The following is an 18947-nucleotide window of genomic DNA, read 5'->3' on the forward strand; positions in this document are numbered from 1 at the left end:
CCTTGAGAAGCTGAATCATCACAGGTCGAGGCACCCTCCTACGCCTATCTCATGCTCCGTCACTAAGCCTGGTCACCACGGTGAATTGGTGAGGCAAGGGCCCGGGCCAGAGGTGGCGCGGCCGGTGGCGGCCGCGCAGGTGGACCGCCGTCGGACGGTCACCGCGCCGGTGGGAATTCGTGCCGGACGTTCCTTCCACTGCCGAGTGGCTGCACGCCCCGGCTCCCGCTGAGGGCGTCCACCAGTAGCGGGCCGCGCCCGGAGGCGGCGGTCTCGCCGGGGGGCCGGCGACGTACGGGCCGATCGCGGACACCCCACCGGAGCAGGTGAGGGGCTGGGGTGCCGCTCAGCGGGGAGAGCCGTCAGGGTGAGGGCGGTGCGGCTGTCCCGGTGGACCGGTCGCCGCTGGAGGCGGCGGTGATCACGTGCGTGCCGGGGGGCCGCCAGGGGAACGGTGCCCAGGACCGTGTGGGTGGTGGGTGTCGGTGAACGTCACGGTCCGACCCCAGGAGGGTCACCCGTAGTCGCAGGCATCGGCCGGGAGACCGAGCGTGATGCGGCGGCGCGGACGGTCCACGGCGAGCACGATGACGCGGACCGGGGCGCCGACCACCGGTGCCGGGCTGTCGGACCAGGGGCCGTGGACCCACCCCTCGACGCCCGGTGCCACCCGGACGAAGGTGCCGAACGGGACCAGCCTGACGACCGTTCCGGGGAGCTCGGCGCCAGGGCGGAGGCTGTCGGCGAACAGGCGCCACGGGTCGGGCTGCAGGGCCTTGACGGACAGTCCGACGCGCTCCCGTGCCCAGTCGACGTCGAGGACCTGCGCCCTGATGCGGCGGCCGGGCGGGGCCACCTCGTCCAGGGAGTCGAAGTACGTCCAGGACATCTCCGGAACCCGCAGGAAACCGACGCTCCGCCCCGACGGGTGGTCGAGATCCACGTGCACGCCGACGTCGTCCAGGTCGCCGGCCACGGTGCCGGTCACCACGTCGCCGATCCGCAGGCCGGCGAGCAGGGCGCGCCGTCCGGCGGCGGGGGTGGGGTTGGTCCGCCACCGGGCCCGGACGATCCCGTCGGCGTCGGGCAGCACCGCCGCGAGCAGCGGCCGCCGATGGACGGGCTGGAGCGGGACGAGGCCCGCCCGCCGTCCCGGACCGGTGGGGACGGCAGGGTGCGGGCCGTCGGCCCGGCCCATCCAGGGTTCGGCGACGCGCTCTGCAGGGAAGGTCCCGTCGGCCTCCTGGCGGACGAGCAGGTGGGGGTGGCTGCCGGCGCGGATCTCGGCGCGGACGGCCTCGATGTCTTCGGTCAGGTCCGGCCACACGGCCGGCGGTGCCCGCGGCACGAGGCGTCGGCGGACGGCGGTCACTGCGGCCTCGGTCGCCAGTCGGTGCCAGCGGCGGCCGTGGACCGCGTACTCCTCCTCCAGCAGGACGGCCTCGCGTTCGGCGACCAGGCAGTGTACAGCGGTCCAGAACACCCCGTCGGCGGACGGCCGCACGTCCGTCTCGTCGAGGGCGGGGTCGTAGGGGGAACGCCCGGCCTTCTCCGCGAACAACCCCAGGCTCCGAGCCCCGGCCAGCGCCGCCCGGAGTGGGCCCGCGCCGCCGTCGAAGCCGACGAACAGGTCGTCGCGGTGACCGGGGTGGAGGAAGAACCGGCGGCCGGCCCGCAGCCTGCACCAGGCGCCCTCCCGCTGGAGAACCGCCCGCAGGAGTGTCAGGCCGGCAGCCGCCGGCAGGGTGGCGCCGTCGTGGAAACCGGTGGGGTCACCGGGGAACACCCCGGCCGGGCCGTCCGGCCCGCCGGAGCCCCGGGTGGAGAAGGAGAAGAAGCCCTTCACCGTCGGACTGCCGATCACCAGCCGCTCCGCACCCACTTCCCGGACGAAACCGGCGGCGGCATCGGAGAGGACCGCGGCGGTCCGCGCGGGTGCGGTACGCATCGGGGGAGCAGTCGTCGTACTCCGCCTCGGTCACAGGCTCGTACGGGGTGAGGCGGTACACCTGGACCGCCATGTCAGCGCCCCGTTCGGTCCGCCGTCGCTGCAGGGGCGGAGTGCCCGCGGACGGAAGAAATGATCATCCGGCCACCCCAGGGAGGTGGCACCGTGTCGGGCAAGACCCGCCGCGACTCCGCGACCTGATGGCCGGAGGAACCAGTCGCGTCCCGGCCGTGTGCTGCACAAGACAGGTGCTGGACAAGGTCGGTGTGCCGCCCGGGACGTCGGGCCGTCGGGGTGTGTTCGAGCCGGGCGGAGCGGGTCGGGCGACCAGCGGCCGGGGTGGGCGCGACACGGTTCCGTCCGTACCGGGAAACCCTACGGTGCGAACCGGCCGCAGGTCCGGGCTCACGGGTCGTCCGGGTCACGGGCGCACAGGAGCACTCCGGGCCGGACGGCGCACCGACGGGCCGGCGGCCGCACGCCGGGGGCGCGCCCACCACGCTGTGTTCAGAGGCGGACGATGACGAGGGCGGTGTCGTCGGTGACGCCGCCGGTGGGCAGCAGGTCGGCGAGGACGGCGTCGGCGAGGGTGTCGGGGTCGGGGTCGGGGTCGGGTGTGTCGGGCCCCGCGGTCGTGCGGTGGCGTGCGAGGGAGTCGGTGAGGGCGGTCAGGCCGGTGTCGATGTCCTGGCCGCGGCGTTCGATGAGGCCGTCGGTGTAGAGGGCGAGGACGTCGCCGGGGCCGAAGTCGACGGTGGCCTGGGGGCGGGGGGTGGGTTCGGGGTGGGCGTCCAGCGGTGGGTCGGTGGCCTCGTCGAGGAGCACGGCGGTGCCGTTCGTGCGCAGCAGCACCGGGGGTGGATGTCCGGCACTGGAGTAGGTGATGGTGTGCTCGTCCCAGTCGAGGAAGCAGGTCACGGCGGTGGTGGATTCGGCGCCGTCGAGGAAGTGGGCGTAGCGGCCGAGGGCGTCCAGGGCCCGGGCGGGGCCGTCGGCCACGAGCGAGGCGGCGGAGAGGGCGCTGCGGAGCTGGCCCATGACGACGGCGGCGGCCAGGCCGTGGCCGACGACGTCGCCGACGGTGACCGCGATCCGGTCGCCGCCGGGCAGGGGGATCAGGTCGTACCAGTCGCCGCACACGTTCAACGCGGCGGTCGCGGGCCGGTAGCGCACCGCGGTGCGGTGGGCGCGGATCGGCCGGGCCGGCGGGAGCATGGCGCTCTGCAGGGCGAGGGCGACCTCCCGCTCGCGGGCGTTCGCCTGGCGCAGCCGCTGGTTGACCTCCTCGAGTTCACGCAGCCGGCTGTACAGCTCCGCCTCGACGCGCAGCTCCGCTCCCGGCCCGCCGGCGGCACGGATCAGCGCCGTGACCTCCTCCACCCGGTGGATCACCAGCACCACCCGCCCGTCCGGCGCGAACACCGGCGCATTGACCGGACTCCAGTACCGCTCCTCCCACCGGCCCGGGGCAACCTCGACGTCGTAGCGCTGCACCGCCATCACGTCGCGCTCCCCGCCGGCCAGCACCCGCCGCAGCGACGCCTCCAGACTCAGCATCCGGGAAGCGTCGACGTCGTGCGGCTGCCGCGGGAACGCGTCGAACAGGTACCGGCCCACCACCTGCTCCCGGCTGCGCCCGGACTGGCGCAGGAAGGCGCTGTTGGCGGCGGCGAACACCAGCTGCGGGGTGAGCAACGCGACCGCGCCGGGCAGCGCCTCGAACACCGCCGCGAAATCGACGTCCGTCTCCGCCATGCGCTCCTGCCTCGCCGTGGATCGGTGTGGTCCGGGTCCGGCACAGCCGCACGGGAGCGGCCGCCGCCGATGTGTGGGGGGGGGGCTTCCCGAGGCCATCGGCCCGACGCCCGTCCGGAAGCGCTTTTCCGCCGTCACCGCGGGGGCTCGGCCCGCCGGCCGGCCCGGGTGTCAGGGCAGACGCAAGGTCTGTCCGGTCAGGATGAGGTCGGGGTCGTCGCCGATGGTGTCGTGGTTGGCCTGGTAGAGGGCGGGCCAGCCGCCGTCCACCTGCTGTGCCTGGGCGATGGCGTCGAGGGTGTCGCCGTCCTGGACCACGACGGTGGCGGTGTCCGCCGGGGCGGGTTCGGTGTCCGTGTCCGGTTCGGCGGTGGGCTGCCGGGTGGTGGGCTGCCGGGTGGCGGGCCGGGGCGCGGGCACCGCGTGGTGGGCGCTGGTGCTGTGGCCGGTGCGGGCGCCACAGGCGGGCCAGGGAGTGAGGCCGCGGCGGGCGGCGAGGTGCTCGGCGACGGCGATCTGCTGCTCGCGGGTGGCGAGGTCGGGGCGGGCCGCGTAGGCGGTGCCGCCGTTGGCGCGCCAGGTGCTGGCGGTGAACTGCAGGCCGCCGTAGTAGCCGTTGCCGGTGTCGGCCTGCCAGCGGCCGCCGCTCTCGCAGGCCGCGATGCGGTCCCAGTCGGTTCCCCGCCCATCGGCCGCCGTGGCCGCGCTCGCCGTGGTGGCGGCGCCTGCGACGGCGGACGCGGGGTGCGCGGGGGTGGCCTGTGCGGAGGCTGCGAAGGCGGTCCACAGTCCGGCCGCGCAGGCGAGGGCGAGGAGCAACCGTAGGATCCGGTGGGCGACGGACATGGCGGAGCACTCCCCGAGAGGGTCGGCGATCGGACGGCCGGCGCCCCGGGGCACCGCCCCTCCAGCGATCGCACACCCCGGCCCACAGCCCCGGCCGACACACCGCAAGCGTCACCCGGGCGGCGCCGCCGAGCCACCCGCACACCGCACGGACCGGCCGGATGGCGGCCCGCGGGCGTGCGCCGGGCGCGGACCGGCGCGCAGCCCCGCCGGACGGCGGTTCACCACCCGGGCGGGGCCGCGCTCCCGAAGGGCCCGCGGGGCTCAGGCCGCGAACCCGCCGTCCACCGCGATCGCGGCACCGGTGATGTACCGGCCCTCCGGGCCCACCAGGTGGGCGATGGTGCCGGCCACGTCCGCCGGCGTGCCGAACGAGCCCAGCGCGGTGAGGCCGGCCTGGAGTTCGGCGCTCGGCCCGTCGGCCGGATTCATGTCGGTGTCGGTCGGACCGGGGTGCACCAGGTTGGCGGTGATGCCGCGTGACCCGAGCTCTCGCGCCAGCGCCTTGGTGAGCCCGGACAGGGCCGCCTTGCTGGTCGCGTACACCGCGCCGCCGGGGAAGGCGACCCGCTCGGCCATGCAGCTGCCGATGGTGACGATCCGTCCGCCCTCGCCGAGGTGGGGAACGGCCGCCTTGGAGGCCAGCAGCGGGCCCCGGACGTTGACGTCCAGCACCCGGTCGATGTCGGCTTCGTCGGTCTCCTCGATCGGGCAGACCACACCGACGCCCGCGTTGTTCACCAGGATGTCGAGTCGGCCGAACCGCGTCGCCACCGCGTCCACGGCCTCCCGGATCGCCCGGGGGTCGGCGCTGTCCACCCGTACGGCCCAGGCACGGCGGCCCATTCCCTCGATCTCGGCCGCGACCGCCTCGGCACGCCCGGCGCTGTCTCGGTAGGTGAGCGCCACGTCCGCGCCCTCCTCGGCCAGCCGCAGCGCGACCGCCTCGCCGATCCCCCGGCTGCCGCCGGTCACCAGCGCCACCTTGCCCGCCAGCCGCGCGGCCGCCGTGGTCGTGCTCATCGTGATCTCCCCCGAACTCGCTGTCGTGTTCTCGGACATGACTCGATCATCCAACGCCGGCGATCACGAGTCCGGCGGTATTCGGACGTCGCGTTCAACGTTCAACAATCGATCGGGCGCCGGCGCTCACGACGATTCCCGGTGGCGCGACGGTGTACTGGTCGTGCGTGGCCGCGGCTGGCCGGCCGGTCCGGTCGGGGCGGTTGCCGTGTCCGGCTCGGGGTGGTCGGAGGCAGCCGCAGCCCGCGTCCGTCCTCCGGTGTCAGCAGGTGACACCGCGCCCGGTGCGAGTATCCGGCTGCCCGCGGCACCGCCGGCACGGGCCGGGCGGCCGCGCCGTCCGCCCGCCACAACGAGGCGCGGTCCGGGTGCGCCGCGAACAAACCGTCCGGGGTGTGCCGGCAGGAGACGGCCCGGGTGATCGCGGAGGGCCGGTCCCCCCGGTGTGCAGGCCGTGCAGGCCGTGCGCGCAGGTGGATCAGGTGGAGCCGGCGTCACCCCGCCCGTCGCCGGCCTCGGGCCGCTGCACAGGGGCAGTGGCTACACCGTTCCTCATCGGTCTCGGCCTCCGTGCGGGCCTACGGGCGCGGGCGCCGGGACGGTGGTGCCCGGGTCGCATGCCGAGGGCCGCGTACGGGTCCGCGTACGGTGCCGGACGCGGCGGTCCACGCGCCGGAGCCGGCCGCCCCTCGCAGGGGTGGCCGGCCGCGGTCCGATCAGGGGTCAGAGGTCCAGCACCTGGTCCGGGAAGATCAGGTCCGGGTCGCCGCCGATGGTCTGGATGTTCTTGGTGTACAGGCTCTGCACGTCGGTGCCGAACTTGACCGCGATCTCGCTCAGGGTGTCGCCGCTCTTGACGGTGTAGGTCCCGGTCGGCGCGCCGCTCCCCGGGGAGTTGACCGGGGCCGACGGCGCCTGGGTCCGCGCCGATCGCGTGGCCTCGGTGGAGCCCGGGACGGACTTCGGGGTGTGGGCGGGCTTGGACTTGGGGGTGTGCGTGGACTTGGCGGGCTTGGTCTTGGTGGCGGTGTCGACCTGGGCCGGTGCGCCGCCCCTGGTCAGACCGGCCTTCCTGGAGCAGACCGGCCAGGCGCCGGGGCCCTGCGAGGCGAGGACCTTCTCGGCGACGGCGATCTGCTGCGCCTTGCTGGCCCGGTTCGCCTGGGGCGCGTAGGCGGTGCCGCCGTAGGCGCGCCAGGTGCTGGCGGTGAACTGCAGGCCGCCGTAGAAGCCGTTGCCGGTGTTGATCGACCAGTTGCCGCCGCTCTCGCACCGGGCGACGGCGTCCCAGGTCGAGGCGGAGGCGGCCGAGGCCGAGGGGGCCGAGACGAGTCCGGCCACCGGCAGCGCCGCGACGGCGGCGCCGGCCACGACGGCCACGCGGACTCGGTTGCGCTTGGTGGTGGCCTTGGTGGAGGTGGTGGCAGCGGTGGTCTCGTGACCGGAAGTCATGAACGTCCTCTCGACAAGCCCCGGGCAGGCATGCGGAACCAGGCCCCGGCGGGGCCCACGTTTCGCCACCTCACTCGATGGGCGGCAGGGCACGTGTCCGACGTGCCGTGCCGCCCGGTCTCTCCCCGCCCACCGCCGGCCCGTTCCGAGCGCGGGCCGGTCGGCAGGCACGGCCCTCGCGCCGGGGGTCAGCCGGCGGGCCGTGCATCGGGGTGAACCCGGGTGGTGCTCGTTGCACCGCCCAAGAAGCTACGGGCGGTTGCGGTCAGTCATCAAGCAATTCCTTTACGGCGCAGGTCAGTTGAGTGTTACCAGCGGTAAGGATCAAGAAATCGGGACCGAAATGGTAGCTTTTGAGAGGTTTTTCATGATCGAAAAGGTCGCCAATGCGCCCCCGATCACACCAATGCCTCGGCGAAGCCACCCGCGAGCTCCACCAGAAGTGATCGTCATGTGACGATCCGTCACTGAATCAAGCGGAGTTCCCGCCTCCGTCGCCTGTCTTGGTGGCGCCAGCCACATCCGTCACTCATCGCGCCCGGTGCAGTTGCGCAGCGTCATATCCCACCGGCCCGTGCCGGGCGCAGGAGGTCGGTCGCCGCGCTTTCGGCGAGAGGCGCGCGCCCGTCGACACCTCCACCATCGCCGGGAACTGCTGCCACGTCAGCGCGGCTGCGCACACCCCGGCCGCGAAACGCGGCTCCGCCGCCGCGCACCTGGGCCGCCCCATTCCGTCACCGCCGCGGCGAACTGCGGCGCCGTCGGCGGGTTGGCCATCGTCAGGCCCGTGAGCAGCAGGAACGTCCGCGCGGCGCCTCGCCCTGACGCCCAGCCGGACCCCGCCCCGGCCCTCCGTCAGCCGCGTTGCGGGCCCTTCCGGGTGGGGCAGTCGGCACCTCCGTGGACGCCGGCGGCCGCAGCCCGGACCGGTCCGTGCGCCGTGACTGCCGGGGCGGGAGCGCCGTGACCACCTGCGTTCGCGGCTCGTACCCGGTGTGTGCCTGCGATGGCCGCGCCCCCGGGTCGCGTCGCCGGCGGCCGCCAGCCGCGACCGGCCCGTGAGTCGTGCCTATCGCGACTGGGAGCGCCGCGATCGCCCGGGTTCGCGGCTCGTACCCGGTGTGTGCCTGCGATGGCCGCGCCCCCGGGTCGCGTCGCCGGCGGCCGCCAGCCGCGACCGGCCCGTGCGTCGTGCCCGTCGCGACTGGGAGCGCCGCGATCGCCCGGGTTCGCGGCTCGCACTCGGCGTGTGCCTGCGATCCCCCGCGCCCCGGGTGCTGTCGCCGGTGCCGTGTGCGGGATGAGGGCGCCGGTGGCCGCCAGCCTCGACCGGTTCGTGAGTCGTGCCTATCGCGGCTGGGAGCGCCGCGTTCGCGCGTCGACGGCTTGCACCCGCGTGCGTTTGCGATCCCCCGCGCCCCGGGTGCTGTCGTCGGCGCCGTGTGCGGGATGAGGGCGCACCCGGCTGGGCCCCGGCCGGGTTCGTGCGCCGTGAGGGCCGTGGGTTCGTGCGCTGTGACGGTCGGGGTCCGCGGCTCGTGAGTGGTGTGCGTGTGCGGCGGTCGTGCGCCTGGTTGGGTTGGTGTGGTGTGCGGGGTGGCGTCGGTGGGGGCCGCGTGCGCGGCGCTCTTCGCCGTGTGCGCCGTTCCCGGTGTCCTTCCGTCACCGCTGCCGGCGCCTCGTCTCGGCCGTCACCGTCACCGTCACCGTTACCGGCGCCGCGGCCGTGCCCGACGGCGCGGCCTTCCAGGGCTCGCGGCGCCGCCTGCCGCGGCCCGGCCCCTGGCTCGGGTCGGAGGGCCGTCCGCCGCGGGGGTCGGGTTCGTGGCAGGCGTGAGCTGTCGTGTGTCGGGTCGCAGGCCTGCCTGTTGCGGGGGTGGTGTTTGTGTCGGGTCGCGGGCTGACGCGTACCGGGGCGGGTTCGGGTTCAGCTTGATCTTTAACCTGTGCGGCCGTAGTGCTGGTCGAGCGTCTCGGCCAGCACTACGGCCGCACAGGTTAAAGATCAAGCTCAGTGGGTGGTTGTGCGGGTGGGGTGGCCGAAGTGGACGGGTACGCCGGGGGAGTACAGCACGCTGGCCGGTGGGCCGATCGGCGTCGGCAACCCGGCCGCGGCCACCAACTCGTCGTCGCAGTCGAGGAGTTCCGCCCGATGGAGCGGCCACCGCGGATGCACGTTGGGCAGGTACAGGGTCCGCCCGAAGTGGGTGCTGTGCATGCCCCAGCGCGCGGTGAGGAAGTGTTCGAGGTCGGTCGGGTGTTCGAGCGGCTCGCCGGTGCGGACGGTGATCCGGCTGTGAGCGCCGCGGGGTGCGGGCCAGCGGCGGGTGCTGGTGTAGGTGATGGTGTCCGAGTCGCGGTGGATCGTCATGCGGGCCCAGGTGTAGGGCAGGCGGAATGCCGTGCGGGCGACGACCACGGGCAGGAGCCGGGACGCTTCCAGGGAGCGGAACACCACGCCGCGCCGTCCGTTGCCGTCCACCGAGTAGAGCCGGACGTTCGTCTCCGGGAAGGTGCCGAGGTAGGGGATGCCCGGCAGGTTGAACCAGCCGATCCGGTGCATCCGGAACGCGACCAGGCCGACGTAGGTGGCTCCGTCGTGGGTGTCCGGAACGGTCCCGGCCGGCAGTAGCGGGGCGATGTCCGCGGGGTCGGCGGGCCAGTGCAGGAATGCCAGGTCGAGCCAGGACTGGGTGAGCAGCGTGTGCGGCACCTCGCGCACCGGTTCGGGTGTTACCGGCTCCGCGGGGACGGGGGCGGACGACATTCCTTCAGGGTCGCATGTTCCACCTCCGGTCGGCCTGATGCGGGGTCGCCCGACTGCGGGGTCGCCCGCACTGCCCGGTCCGCTGCGATCGTCCAGTCCCGGCAGACCTTTGCCGGTGGTGTCGCCCGCGTGCTCGGTCGGCGTCCAGCAGTTCTTCCACGGCGGGTCGACCGGCAGGCCCACTACCGACGCCCGCAGCCGGAGGCGGGGCTCGACTCGGGCGAACCGGCGCGCGATGCGGCCTGTGAACCGGCCCGCGATGCGGCCCGTCGTCCGGTCGGGCATCGGCCCGCCGACGGGCAGGTACGACGCCCGCGGCCACCGCCTGATGTTCCTCCGTCGACACGATTCACGATGATCACCGTGGTTGCAGCCGTCTCCCCGCATGCCTGGGTCAGCGCGAGAAGCCCTTCGACCGGCGTGACGCGACGGCTCGCGCAGGGCGCGTCAGGGCTGTCGCGCGCGGTACAGGTCGCGCAGCAGGGCGATCTCGGCTCCGTGGTGCAGCAGTTCCTGGTTGACCCACCAGACGATGTCCATGAAGGGATCATCCGGGTCGCTGCCGTAGGGGTACGTGCTGTGTCCGATCGTGTCCAGCGCGGTCTCGTCGGTGCCGAGCAGCGCCTTCCGCCAGGCCGTGGCTCCGGAGGCGAAGGCGGCGAGCGCCCCGGCGGCGTCTCCGCTGACGTGGAGATCGTCCCGGGTGAGGATGTGGTCGCCGATCGTGTGGTCTGCGCGGAGGGTCAGCATTTCGCTGAGGTGACTCAGGCGCCACGCGATGGTGGTGAAGGGCGGCGGCTCGGGGTGTGGGGGAGACGTTGCATCGCGTCCCCAGTCGCCTGCGCCGACCAGCTCGGTCGCACGTGCACCCGGTCCGTCCGAGCGCCGTCGGACGGACCAGCAGTCGGGCACCGGCTCCCAGAGGTACTCGTCATCGGTCATGGGACCGACCGTGACGCCCGTGCCGTTGCCACTGTCCATGACCGGACCCGCCATGCGGTCGGCGAGGCGCTCGTACGCGAAGTCGAACTGCTCCAGCAACGGAATCAGGCGCGGTGGTGCGGTCATCCCGGGCTCCTGTGGTGAGCGGGCTCGGACGCGGGTCTGCCGGTTTGCACCCTGCCACAACCGCTTCGACACCGCGATACGTTTTCAGCCGGCCTCCGGTGTCCCGCGATCGGGCACGCAGCGGGTCGGCGAGGTCGAAGACCGGCGGCCGGCTGTCGCGTTCGACCGCGGCCGGCAGGATGACGATCCACGTCCGACGTATGAGTGCCCCGAAGCCCCTCGGGGTAGCCGCCCCTTGGGTGCGCCCCGCCCGCCGGCACGCAGCCCGGGACCGGCATCGACCACGTCCGATCGGCCCGGTCGCAGCCCTTCACCGCAGCATCCGCTCCCAGGGGGAGGACACAGCTTCTGCCGGTGATGCGCCCTCGCGGGGAGGGGATCATGACGCTTCGTGGCCCAGCCGGCTGACGAGGCCCTCGGAGGTCTGCTCACGGGCGACTTCATTCGTTCTGCGGTGCGCCCGTTGCGGTTGTGTCCGAGGGGGCGGGAGCGGTGTCCTTGGCCAGTGGTGGTTGTGGCGGTGGGTTCGTATCCGGAGGATGTTTCCGGGGGATGTTGTCCGGGCGCGTCGAGGGGGACGGTGGTGAGTGCGGCGAGGACTTCGGGGTTGGAGACTCGGTGCCGGGGGGCAGCGGTGTCCGGGTCGGTCGGTTGGGTGTTGGCGGCGGGCTGGTCGGCGGGGGCGGCGGCTTCGGCGGCGATCAGTGACAGGTAGGGGCGGGCGGGGGAGGGCTGCTCGTCGATGACGTCGGTGGGGCCCAGGCCGAGGCCGGCGGGGTCGAGGGTGGGCAGGGTGGCCCATACGCCTTGGGCGGGCCGGGCGGGTTCGGCGGTGGTGGTGAGGGTGGCGGTCATCTGCCGGGAGGCCTGGTCGGTGACGCGCTGCAGGGCGACGTCGCGCTGCAGGGCGTCGTAGGGCTGGGGTTCGGTGAGGGAAGCGTCCAGTTCGAGGGCGTCGGGGAACAGGGTGCGGGTGGTGTCGGTGGCGGGGAGGACGGCGGCGATCTGGTGGCCGCGGCTTTTACCCATCAGGTCGGCCAGGTGCCACAGCTCCTGCTCGCCGGCGTCGGCGCAGACCAGGAGCCAGGGCATCGGCGGCTCGGTGTTCTCCTCCTGGGCTTGGATGACTTCGGCGAGGACGGAGGCGAGGTCGACGACGGCGGCCGCCAGGTCGGGGGTGTAGCGCACGCGACAGTGCGGAGGGTGGCGGCCATTTCCTGACCGAAGTCGCACGTGAGGACGTCCACGTGATCGGCCCAGGCGCTGGTGCTGGCTTCCATGGCGATGCCGCGGGCGACTTCACGGACCTGCTGGGCAGTGCCGGACAGCAGCAACACGCCGTGGTGGGGCAGGTTGGCCAGCAGGCGGCTGCCGTCGGCGGCGGTGCCGATGGTGGCGAGCGCCGGGTAGGGGGCGGTGACCTTGGCGGCGGCGTCCTGCTCCAGCAGGTCGGCCTCGCCCGCGGCCAGGCCCCACCAGCCGTTCTCGCGGTCGCCGAACGGGGCCAGGGCCGGGGGCGGGAACGTCGGGCAGCAGCAGGACCTCGGTGGCGGTGACCTGCGCGCCGCGCAGCGCGGGCAGCTGGTCGGGGTGCCGGTGGGCGAGGGTGCGCAGTGCCCGGTCGAGCAGTTCGACGGAGGCGGGGGAGGAGGTGCTGTCCAGCAGCCGCTCGATCGGGGCGGTCTCCTCGGGGACGGCGATGGTCTGGCCCGGCTTGCGGCGGCGGTGCCGGATGATCCGCAGGGCGGTGAGAGCGGCAAGGAAGCCGGCACCCAGGAGCGCGCCGACGCCGAGGATCGACTGCGAGACGGCACTCGGGTCCGGGGCGGCCTGCTCGTCGGGAGCGGCGGGCGGCGGGGTGTCGGCGGTGGGCGCGCTGTCGGTCGGCGGCGTCGTGGCCGGTGCCGGAGTGGCTTCGGCCGGCGGGGTCGTGGCGGTGGGAGTGGGCGTGCTGTCCGGCTTGGGGGTGGCCGTACCGGGGGTGGCTGGGGCAGGGGTGCTGGTGCTCGGGGCGGTTTCGGTGGGCGGCGCCGGGGTGGCCTTGGCGGATGGGGGAGGGGTGGGGGTCGCGGCGCTGCCGGGGATGACGATGACCTGTCCGGGCAGGAGGTCGTCGGGGTCGGTGAGGTGGCTGCCGTCGGGCTGGACCAGGTCGCGGGTGGCGTCGAGGAGCTCGGGGTAGCGGTCGCCGTCGCCGAGCTCGTCCTGGGCGATCTGCGAGAGGGTGTCGCCGGCGTGCACGACCACGGTGTGCTGGGGCCGGTCGGTGCTGGTGCCGCCGCCCTGGGTGGGCCCGGCCGGGGCAGCGGCGCTCGTGGGCAGGCGCAGGGTCCAGCCGATCTGCAGCTCCAGCACGTTGCCGGTCAGGACGGTGCCGTCGGCCTGCCGGACGCCGGTGTTGAGGTCGGCGATCTCGTGCCAGCGGGTGCCGGAGCCGAGGTAGTGCTCGGCGAGGTCCCACAGCGTGTCGCCGGCCTTCACGTGATGCACCGGCCCGGTCCAGCCCTGCACGGCCGCGGTGCCCGCCGCAGCGGCGGCGGTCTGGGGGAGGCTGCCGGACTGCTGGACGGTCTCTGACGGAAGTCAACATCTGCCGGCGACGATGGCCACAGCCGGGCGAGAGGGACGGAGCCGCATGGTGAGGCAACGCTGAATGGTCCACCAATGGCTTCTCGTGCTCGAAGCGGTAACCGGTCCCGCACCCCAAGGAAGGCCTTTCTGTGCCTACTGCTGCACCATCCACGCCTGATGGGCTCGCTTCGCGACATCCGCCAGCACAGCACGCAGAGTCTCGCGGCCTCTGCCACGTGACTTGACAGCGTGGCAGTTCGGGCAGAGCGCTGCCATGCACTCAGGGTGATCTCTGCCGCCACCACTGATGTCGTATATGTGGTCGACCTCCAGGAGAGGCAACCCGGCGTCGGTCACGTCTTTCGGTTGACCGGCGCACTCCGGGTTCTCGTATCGGCCGCCGCAGCGCAGGAGTACCGCGCTGACGGACTGCGGCAGACGGACTGGTCGATCAGAACTGCGCCGACGCTTGCCGTACGTGGCGGACTCCCGTTCCTCGACTGCGTGGACCAACTTCCGATACCGAGCTGCGTTCGGCGGCTCGGCGGACTTGGGCCGGACCGCCGTTGGCGGTTCCTCAACCCTTCCCTGTTCAGGACTCCCGCTGCCGGACCGTGCAGAGCCTTCGCAACGCTGATGCCGATACTGACCTGGCAGGAGCCCGCCCGCGCCGCAGACCGGGCAGACGCGTCCGTCCGGGAGGCTGACGCTGGACTGGTTGGTCGGGTTCGGGTTTGGCGGCGTGGCTCCAACGGGGAGCAACCTGCGGCGATGCTTCGCCTGGAACATGAACAGCCGTGCCTTGCTTCGCTGCGCTGGGTCGGTCAACGCCTTGAACGCAGCTACCTGCTCGAGCCGTGCGGCCTCGAGCTCCTGCCTGGACTCGAGCCGAATGGCAGGCAACTTCGACAGACGCTTCTGGGCTTCATGGTGTTGGTTCTCAGCGTTCTTCAGCCGCCTTTTCGATGCCTCGGCCTCCGCGGTCAGAGTTCTAAGTCTGTCACCTGTCTTGCCTTGGGCGCCTGCCAAAACCTCGATGGTGGTCTTCCGGAGCTTCCTCCGCATTTGCTCGAGATGAGCTGTCGCCTTTTCGATGGCAGGAGGGAAGGCATGAGGCCGTTTCTCCGCAGCCGCCAGCTCCTGCTGTGCGGCCATGAGTAGTTTCTGGACCTCCTTATAGGCCGTGCTGTTGTTGAGGATTCTCTCCTCAAAGGTCTGGCCGGCGCGGTGGGCTTCCCTGATTGCCTCGCGCAGCGCTCTAACTTTCTGCTGTGCCTGGTCAAGCCTGGTTTGGCAGGCAAGAAGTTGTTGAGTCTCTTGGTGGGATCGGTCGAGCGCCGCATGGTAACGGCGCTCCGCGGCCTCGAACTGTGACCAGGCTGAGCCCGAATCCACCGAGCTGATTCCTGGTGATCGTTTTCGGTCGTCGCGGCGGGGTGACCGGCCGGAGGGCGTGCGGTGCCGGCTGGTCTGCCCAGCTCTTCCACGTGCTGTTCCGGTCGGGCCCTCGCGGGCGGGGCGGTCAAGTCGTTGATCAGTTCGGTGGCGCGTGGGCTGCGTCGAACAGGCTGGTGAACGCTTCCTGCCAGGGCCAGTTGGCCGGCGGATGGAGCGTCAGTCGGCGAGCCGAGCGGGCGAGGCGGGCGGGAATGTGGACCAGGTGGGCCCGCAGTGTGGCGGTGGTGGCCCGGGCGTGGAAGGCGCCGGCCAGGCTGCCTGCGGCCCGCAGCAGGTTGAACGCGATCGCCCACAGGGTCAGCCACGCGTTGTTGGCCTGGAAGCGGCCGGAGGGCAGGTGGGCGAGCGGCCCGGACTTGCCGTCCGCGATGACCTGCTCGATCACGGCGTGCTGTCGGTGGTGGAGCTCGGCCTGGAGCATGGTGAACGGGCTGTCGGTGAACACCGGGTGGTAACGCCAGGTGGTGAACAACTCGCCCTGACCGCCGCCCGCTTCGGGGTTGAGGCGGCGGACGCGACGGATGATGAGGCGGGCCGTTGCCTGTTCGGCCTTCCTGCGGCCGGTGAAGGCGGTGTAGGTGGTCTCGGCGACCTCGGCGTCGGAGACGAGCTCGCCGGTGTCCGGGTCGACGAACGCCTCGGGGTAGCGGATCACCGTCCAGGCGTCCTCGGGGATGGCCGCGATCGCGGCGGCGACGTGCGGGTTCATCCGGACGGTCAGCGAGAAGCGGGCTCCCGCTCGGCGGCAGGCGCCCACCACGTCGGCGTTGTAGAACTGGCTGTCCGCGCGGACGACGACTGTCCCGGTAGCGCCGGCCTGAGCGGCGGCGGCCAGAGCCTCGGCGGTGAACGGGCCGGCGCCGCGGGCGTCGGCGGCCTTGCCCCGCCGCAGCCGCACCGCGGCGATCACCGGCCGGGCGAGCGGGGTGGAGACGGCGGCCAGGATCGGGTGCAGGGTGCGGACGCCCTTGAACCTGCCGATCTCGGCGCCCTGCTTGGCGCGTCCGTACACACTCCGGTGGGTGGGGTCGATGTCCACGAAGGCGACCTGGTCCGCGCCGGGAAGCAGCGGCACTGCCCTGGCAAGGCGGGAGAGGAAGTCCCGGTGCACCGCGTGGAGTTGGCGGCTGTGACCATGGGTGAAGGAGCGCAGGAACGTGCCCAGCGTGGAGGGCGCGCGCACCCCGCCGAACAGCGCGCTCATTGCGCCGTGCCGCAGCCTACCGGCATCGTCGATCGAGTCGGCCCCGGCGCACATCGCCGCCACCATCGTCATCGCCTTCGCGCCCGGATTGGCACCACCACCGTTGCCGGCCCCGGCGATGCGTACCCGGTCCGCGATCAGGTCGGGCAGGCCGAGGCGCTCGGCAAGGCGGACCAGCGGGACCAGCCCGGCGTCCGCGATCAGATTCCGCTCGTCGAACGTGACCGACACCGCGCGCTGCGGCATGAGAGACTGCATCCCGGAGATGCTCCTGCGATCCGGTGGATGTAACCCTAGACAAGTCACATCTTCCAAGGTCAAAGGGCATCTCTTTTTTCATGTCCAGACGCTGGAACGGCTATCGGCCGGTGGATCCGGGCTGAGGCATCGTCTAGAGACGTGCTTGCCTGCACCTGCTTTCCGCTCACCGCTACCCTCCCAGGTCGATGCCGACATCCTGGCGTGCGCAAACGATCCCTTCAAGTTCGAAATGATCGCCGACCCGGTGCACGTGGACGGCCCATTGCTCCTCGTCGGACCACACAAGGGCCTGAACGTAGGCTGGGCCAGGGGAGCTCAGCGATGCGCGTCGCGCAGGTGGGTCTCTGCCAGTTCGACGGCGTGGTCCTGGACGCAGCCGCCCGGATGCGGCTCGGTGGCGGGAGCCGATGCACAGGTAGGTGGCTGTGCTGCCTCTTCAGCCTTACGCAGCCGGTCGGCCAGAATCGCGCTGGCGAGTGCGAGGTGGGTGATCTGGTCGGCCCTGCGCAGGCGGGGTCGGGCGCCCCCTGTGCGGCGCAAGGGCGACAGCGCCCCGTCCTCCCCGCGCAGGCGGGAATCTCTTCGTGATTGCCGGCGTCACCTCGAGCAGCGGGGTGCGGCTGCCGTCCCTCAGGACCAGGCCAGCGAACCGGCATCTGCGTGACCATGGGACTGGCCTATTTGGGAGTTCCCCTCGGCTGTCTGGGGGGTCAGAGGATGTTCCATCGGAGGTCACTGTTCGCATGGCGAAGCCCCTTTACCCGACGCACCACCTCGGTCAGGGTGGGCGTATTCGCGGCGGCCCGTTTGGCGTTGGTGGTGATCATCCGCAGTTCCCGGAGGTCGCGCAGGACGGTGTACCCGCTCCATGAGGTCACGTCGAACCCGTATGTGTGGGCGAAGTCCTGGTAGTGGGAGGGCCCGTAGCCGAACCTGCGGCAGTGGATCTCCACGGTGACGAGGTCCAGCTCGGCCGGGCCGTGGCATGCGGTGTCCCAGTCGCACAGGACCGCGCCGTCCAGGTGGTGGAGTGCGTTCCGGTGTTGGGGGTCGCCTTGCAGGAGGCCGGTTGGCAGGGCGAAGCGGACCTTTTCGAGATCTTGTTCCAGCTGATCCACACGTGCCGACAGGTATTCGATGTCGGTGGTCGGCAGGGCAGTGGTCGCGTCGAGTGATCGTCGGATGGCCGTGACCGTGTCGAGCGGCCGGATTTCGAAGGGCGGTGGGGGAAGGCGATGCAATGTGCGGAGAGGTGTCGCCAGGTCGGCAGCCGGCACGGGGGTGTCCGGCTGCGGCAGGTACTCCCAGAAGGTCACCGTGTGCGCGCCGACGGCGACCGGCTGATCCACTGCCAGCAGTTCGACGGTGGGGAAGTTCAGGCTGGTGAGCCATCGGACCAGCTCGACCGTGCGTCGTACGTTCGCGTGTGGGGTGCCGGCACGGGCGATCTTGGCGACTGCCCCGGCAGCGGGGAGCCGGAAGACCGCGTTCGTGTGGCCGCGCAGTATCTGCGCGCCGGACGGATCGAGGCCGACCTGCCGGCACGCGCTCTCCAGGACGTCGGACACTTCGGACTCGGCGAAGCCGCCGATCCGGGCAACCGGAGCACTCATGCCTGTAAGGCTGACGGTCGAATACCCCTTCTGTCACATCCCGCCGGTCGGCAGCGCCAGGATCTCACCGAGCTCGCGCACCGCCCGTGCCGATCGGGCGTCCTCCGGCAGTATGGCGATGATGTCCTGAGCCCTGGCACCGAGGATTTCGGTCCGGTGCGCGGCAGGCACCGTCAGGTAGGTCTGGCCAGCCAGCTGGCACGCCTCCGTGATGCTGCGCTCGTGGATCAGGCACATCGCCTCCTCGAGGCGCAGCAACGCCGGGTCGATGCCGGTCCGGCCCGAGTACAGCGTCAGGGCCTCGGACTGCACATGGCGTGCGCGGGTGGTGTCGCCGAGGTAGGTGTAGGCGCCGGAGAGGTAGAGCAAGAGCCTGCGCAGGGGGAAGGCCCAAGCGTCGTCAGGCTCGGATGCACCCCGCCGGGACCGGTCGAACAGCTCCCGTGCTTCCTTGATCGCCGCACGAGCCGCCTCGGCGTTGCCCTGCCGGGCGTACGCCCGCGCCGCGGCGGCTGCGGCGAACGCACCGGTGGACGTGGGGCGGTTGCGGTTGAGGAGCCGCGCCTCGTGGGTGAAGCTCACCGCACGATCCAGCGGCCCGTAGTAGTACGGCAGCATGGCGGCCTGAACCCGCACACGTGCCCGTAACTCCCAACTACCGCTGTCGTCGGCCGCGGTGCGCGCGGTGCCGTACCACAGCTGTGCTTGGCCCAGTCGCCCGAGCTTCATCAGCGCGTCGGCGACCAGGGTGGCCAGGACTGCGATCATCTCCGACAGGTGGACCTGGACGTGGGCGGGCTGCCGCTCACCGGCGAGAAGGCGTACCTCGTCCAAGTCGCGTAGGAGCTGGGCGAGTATCTCCAGTGGCGGGGTGACGACGTAGGCACGGCGGAGGTCCATCAGCCGCTCGTCCAGGACCTCGAGTCGTCCTGCGCTGACGGTCGTGCTGGCGAGCGTGCCCTCGACCGCCCGGCGGTGGGA

At 72.4% G+C, this 18947-nt stretch carries 13 protein-coding genes; all 13 read right to left on the bottom strand.

Annotation, left to right across the window (positions count from 1 at the left end):
* Positions 1-514 precede the first annotated feature (514 nt).
* On the bottom strand, positions 515-1948 hold the full coding sequence (locus AB0442_RS37835) for a S1 RNA-binding domain-containing protein (protein ID WP_366168075.1): 1434 nt from the start codon (positions 1946-1948) through the stop codon (positions 515-517).
* A 507-nt stretch (positions 1949-2455) separates the two neighbouring features.
* On the bottom strand, positions 2456-3703 hold the full coding sequence (locus AB0442_RS37840) for a SpoIIE family protein phosphatase (RefSeq protein ID WP_366168076.1): 1248 nt from the start codon (positions 3701-3703) through the stop codon (positions 2456-2458).
* 171 nt (positions 3704-3874) lie between these two features.
* The gene (locus AB0442_RS37845) at positions 3875-4549 is read right to left on the bottom strand and encodes a transglycosylase family protein (RefSeq protein ID WP_366168077.1); all 675 of its coding nucleotides are present in this window, start codon (positions 4547-4549) and stop codon (positions 3875-3877) included.
* 264 nt (positions 4550-4813) lie between these two features.
* Entirely contained in the window at positions 4814-5572 is a 759-nt protein-coding gene (locus tag AB0442_RS37850) for a 3-oxoacyl-ACP reductase family protein (RefSeq protein WP_366168078.1), read from the bottom strand.
* Between the two features lie 723 nt (positions 5573-6295).
* Positions 6296-7024, bottom strand: coding sequence for a transglycosylase family protein (locus tag AB0442_RS37855; protein ID WP_366168079.1), 729 nt, complete (start codon positions 7022-7024; stop codon positions 6296-6298).
* A 2011-nt stretch (positions 7025-9035) separates the two neighbouring features.
* Positions 9036-9791 (bottom strand): DUF2071 domain-containing protein, encoded by a 756-nt coding sequence (locus AB0442_RS37860; RefSeq protein WP_366168087.1) that lies wholly within the window; start codon positions 9789-9791, stop codon positions 9036-9038.
* A 447-nt stretch (positions 9792-10238) separates the two neighbouring features.
* On the bottom strand, positions 10239-10859 hold the full coding sequence (locus tag AB0442_RS37865) for a DinB family protein (protein WP_366168080.1): 621 nt from the start codon (positions 10857-10859) through the stop codon (positions 10239-10241).
* Between the two features lie 84 nt (positions 10860-10943).
* Positions 10944-12047: a hypothetical protein gene (locus AB0442_RS37870; RefSeq protein WP_366168081.1), complete on the bottom strand. Its 1104-nt coding sequence runs from the start codon at positions 12045-12047 to the stop codon at positions 10944-10946.
* Between the two features lie 111 nt (positions 12048-12158).
* Complete coding sequence (locus tag AB0442_RS37875) at positions 12159-13349, bottom strand: LysM peptidoglycan-binding domain-containing protein (RefSeq protein ID WP_366168082.1); 1191 nt, start codon at positions 13347-13349, stop codon at positions 12159-12161.
* 234 nt (positions 13350-13583) lie between these two features.
* Positions 13584-14825: an HNH endonuclease gene (locus tag AB0442_RS37880; protein WP_366168083.1), complete on the bottom strand. Its 1242-nt coding sequence runs from the start codon at positions 14823-14825 to the stop codon at positions 13584-13586.
* 139 nt (positions 14826-14964) lie between these two features.
* Positions 14965-16350, bottom strand: a complete 1386-nt coding sequence (locus tag AB0442_RS37885) for an IS1380 family transposase (RefSeq protein WP_366168084.1) — start codon at positions 16348-16350, stop codon at positions 14965-14967.
* Positions 16351-17063: 713 nt separating this feature from the next.
* Positions 17064-17966, bottom strand: coding sequence for an aminoglycoside phosphotransferase family protein (locus AB0442_RS37890; protein WP_366168085.1), 903 nt, complete (start codon positions 17964-17966; stop codon positions 17064-17066).
* Positions 17967-17999: 33 nt separating this feature from the next.
* Positions 18000-18947: hypothetical protein (locus tag AB0442_RS37895; protein ID WP_366168086.1), on the bottom strand; the 948-nt coding region annotated here is incomplete at its 5' end.

Origin of the sequence: Kitasatospora sp. NPDC085895 (assembly GCF_040702125.1) — a bacterium.
Classification (GTDB): Bacteria; Actinomycetota; Actinomycetes; order Streptomycetales; family Streptomycetaceae; genus Kitasatospora; species Kitasatospora arboriphila.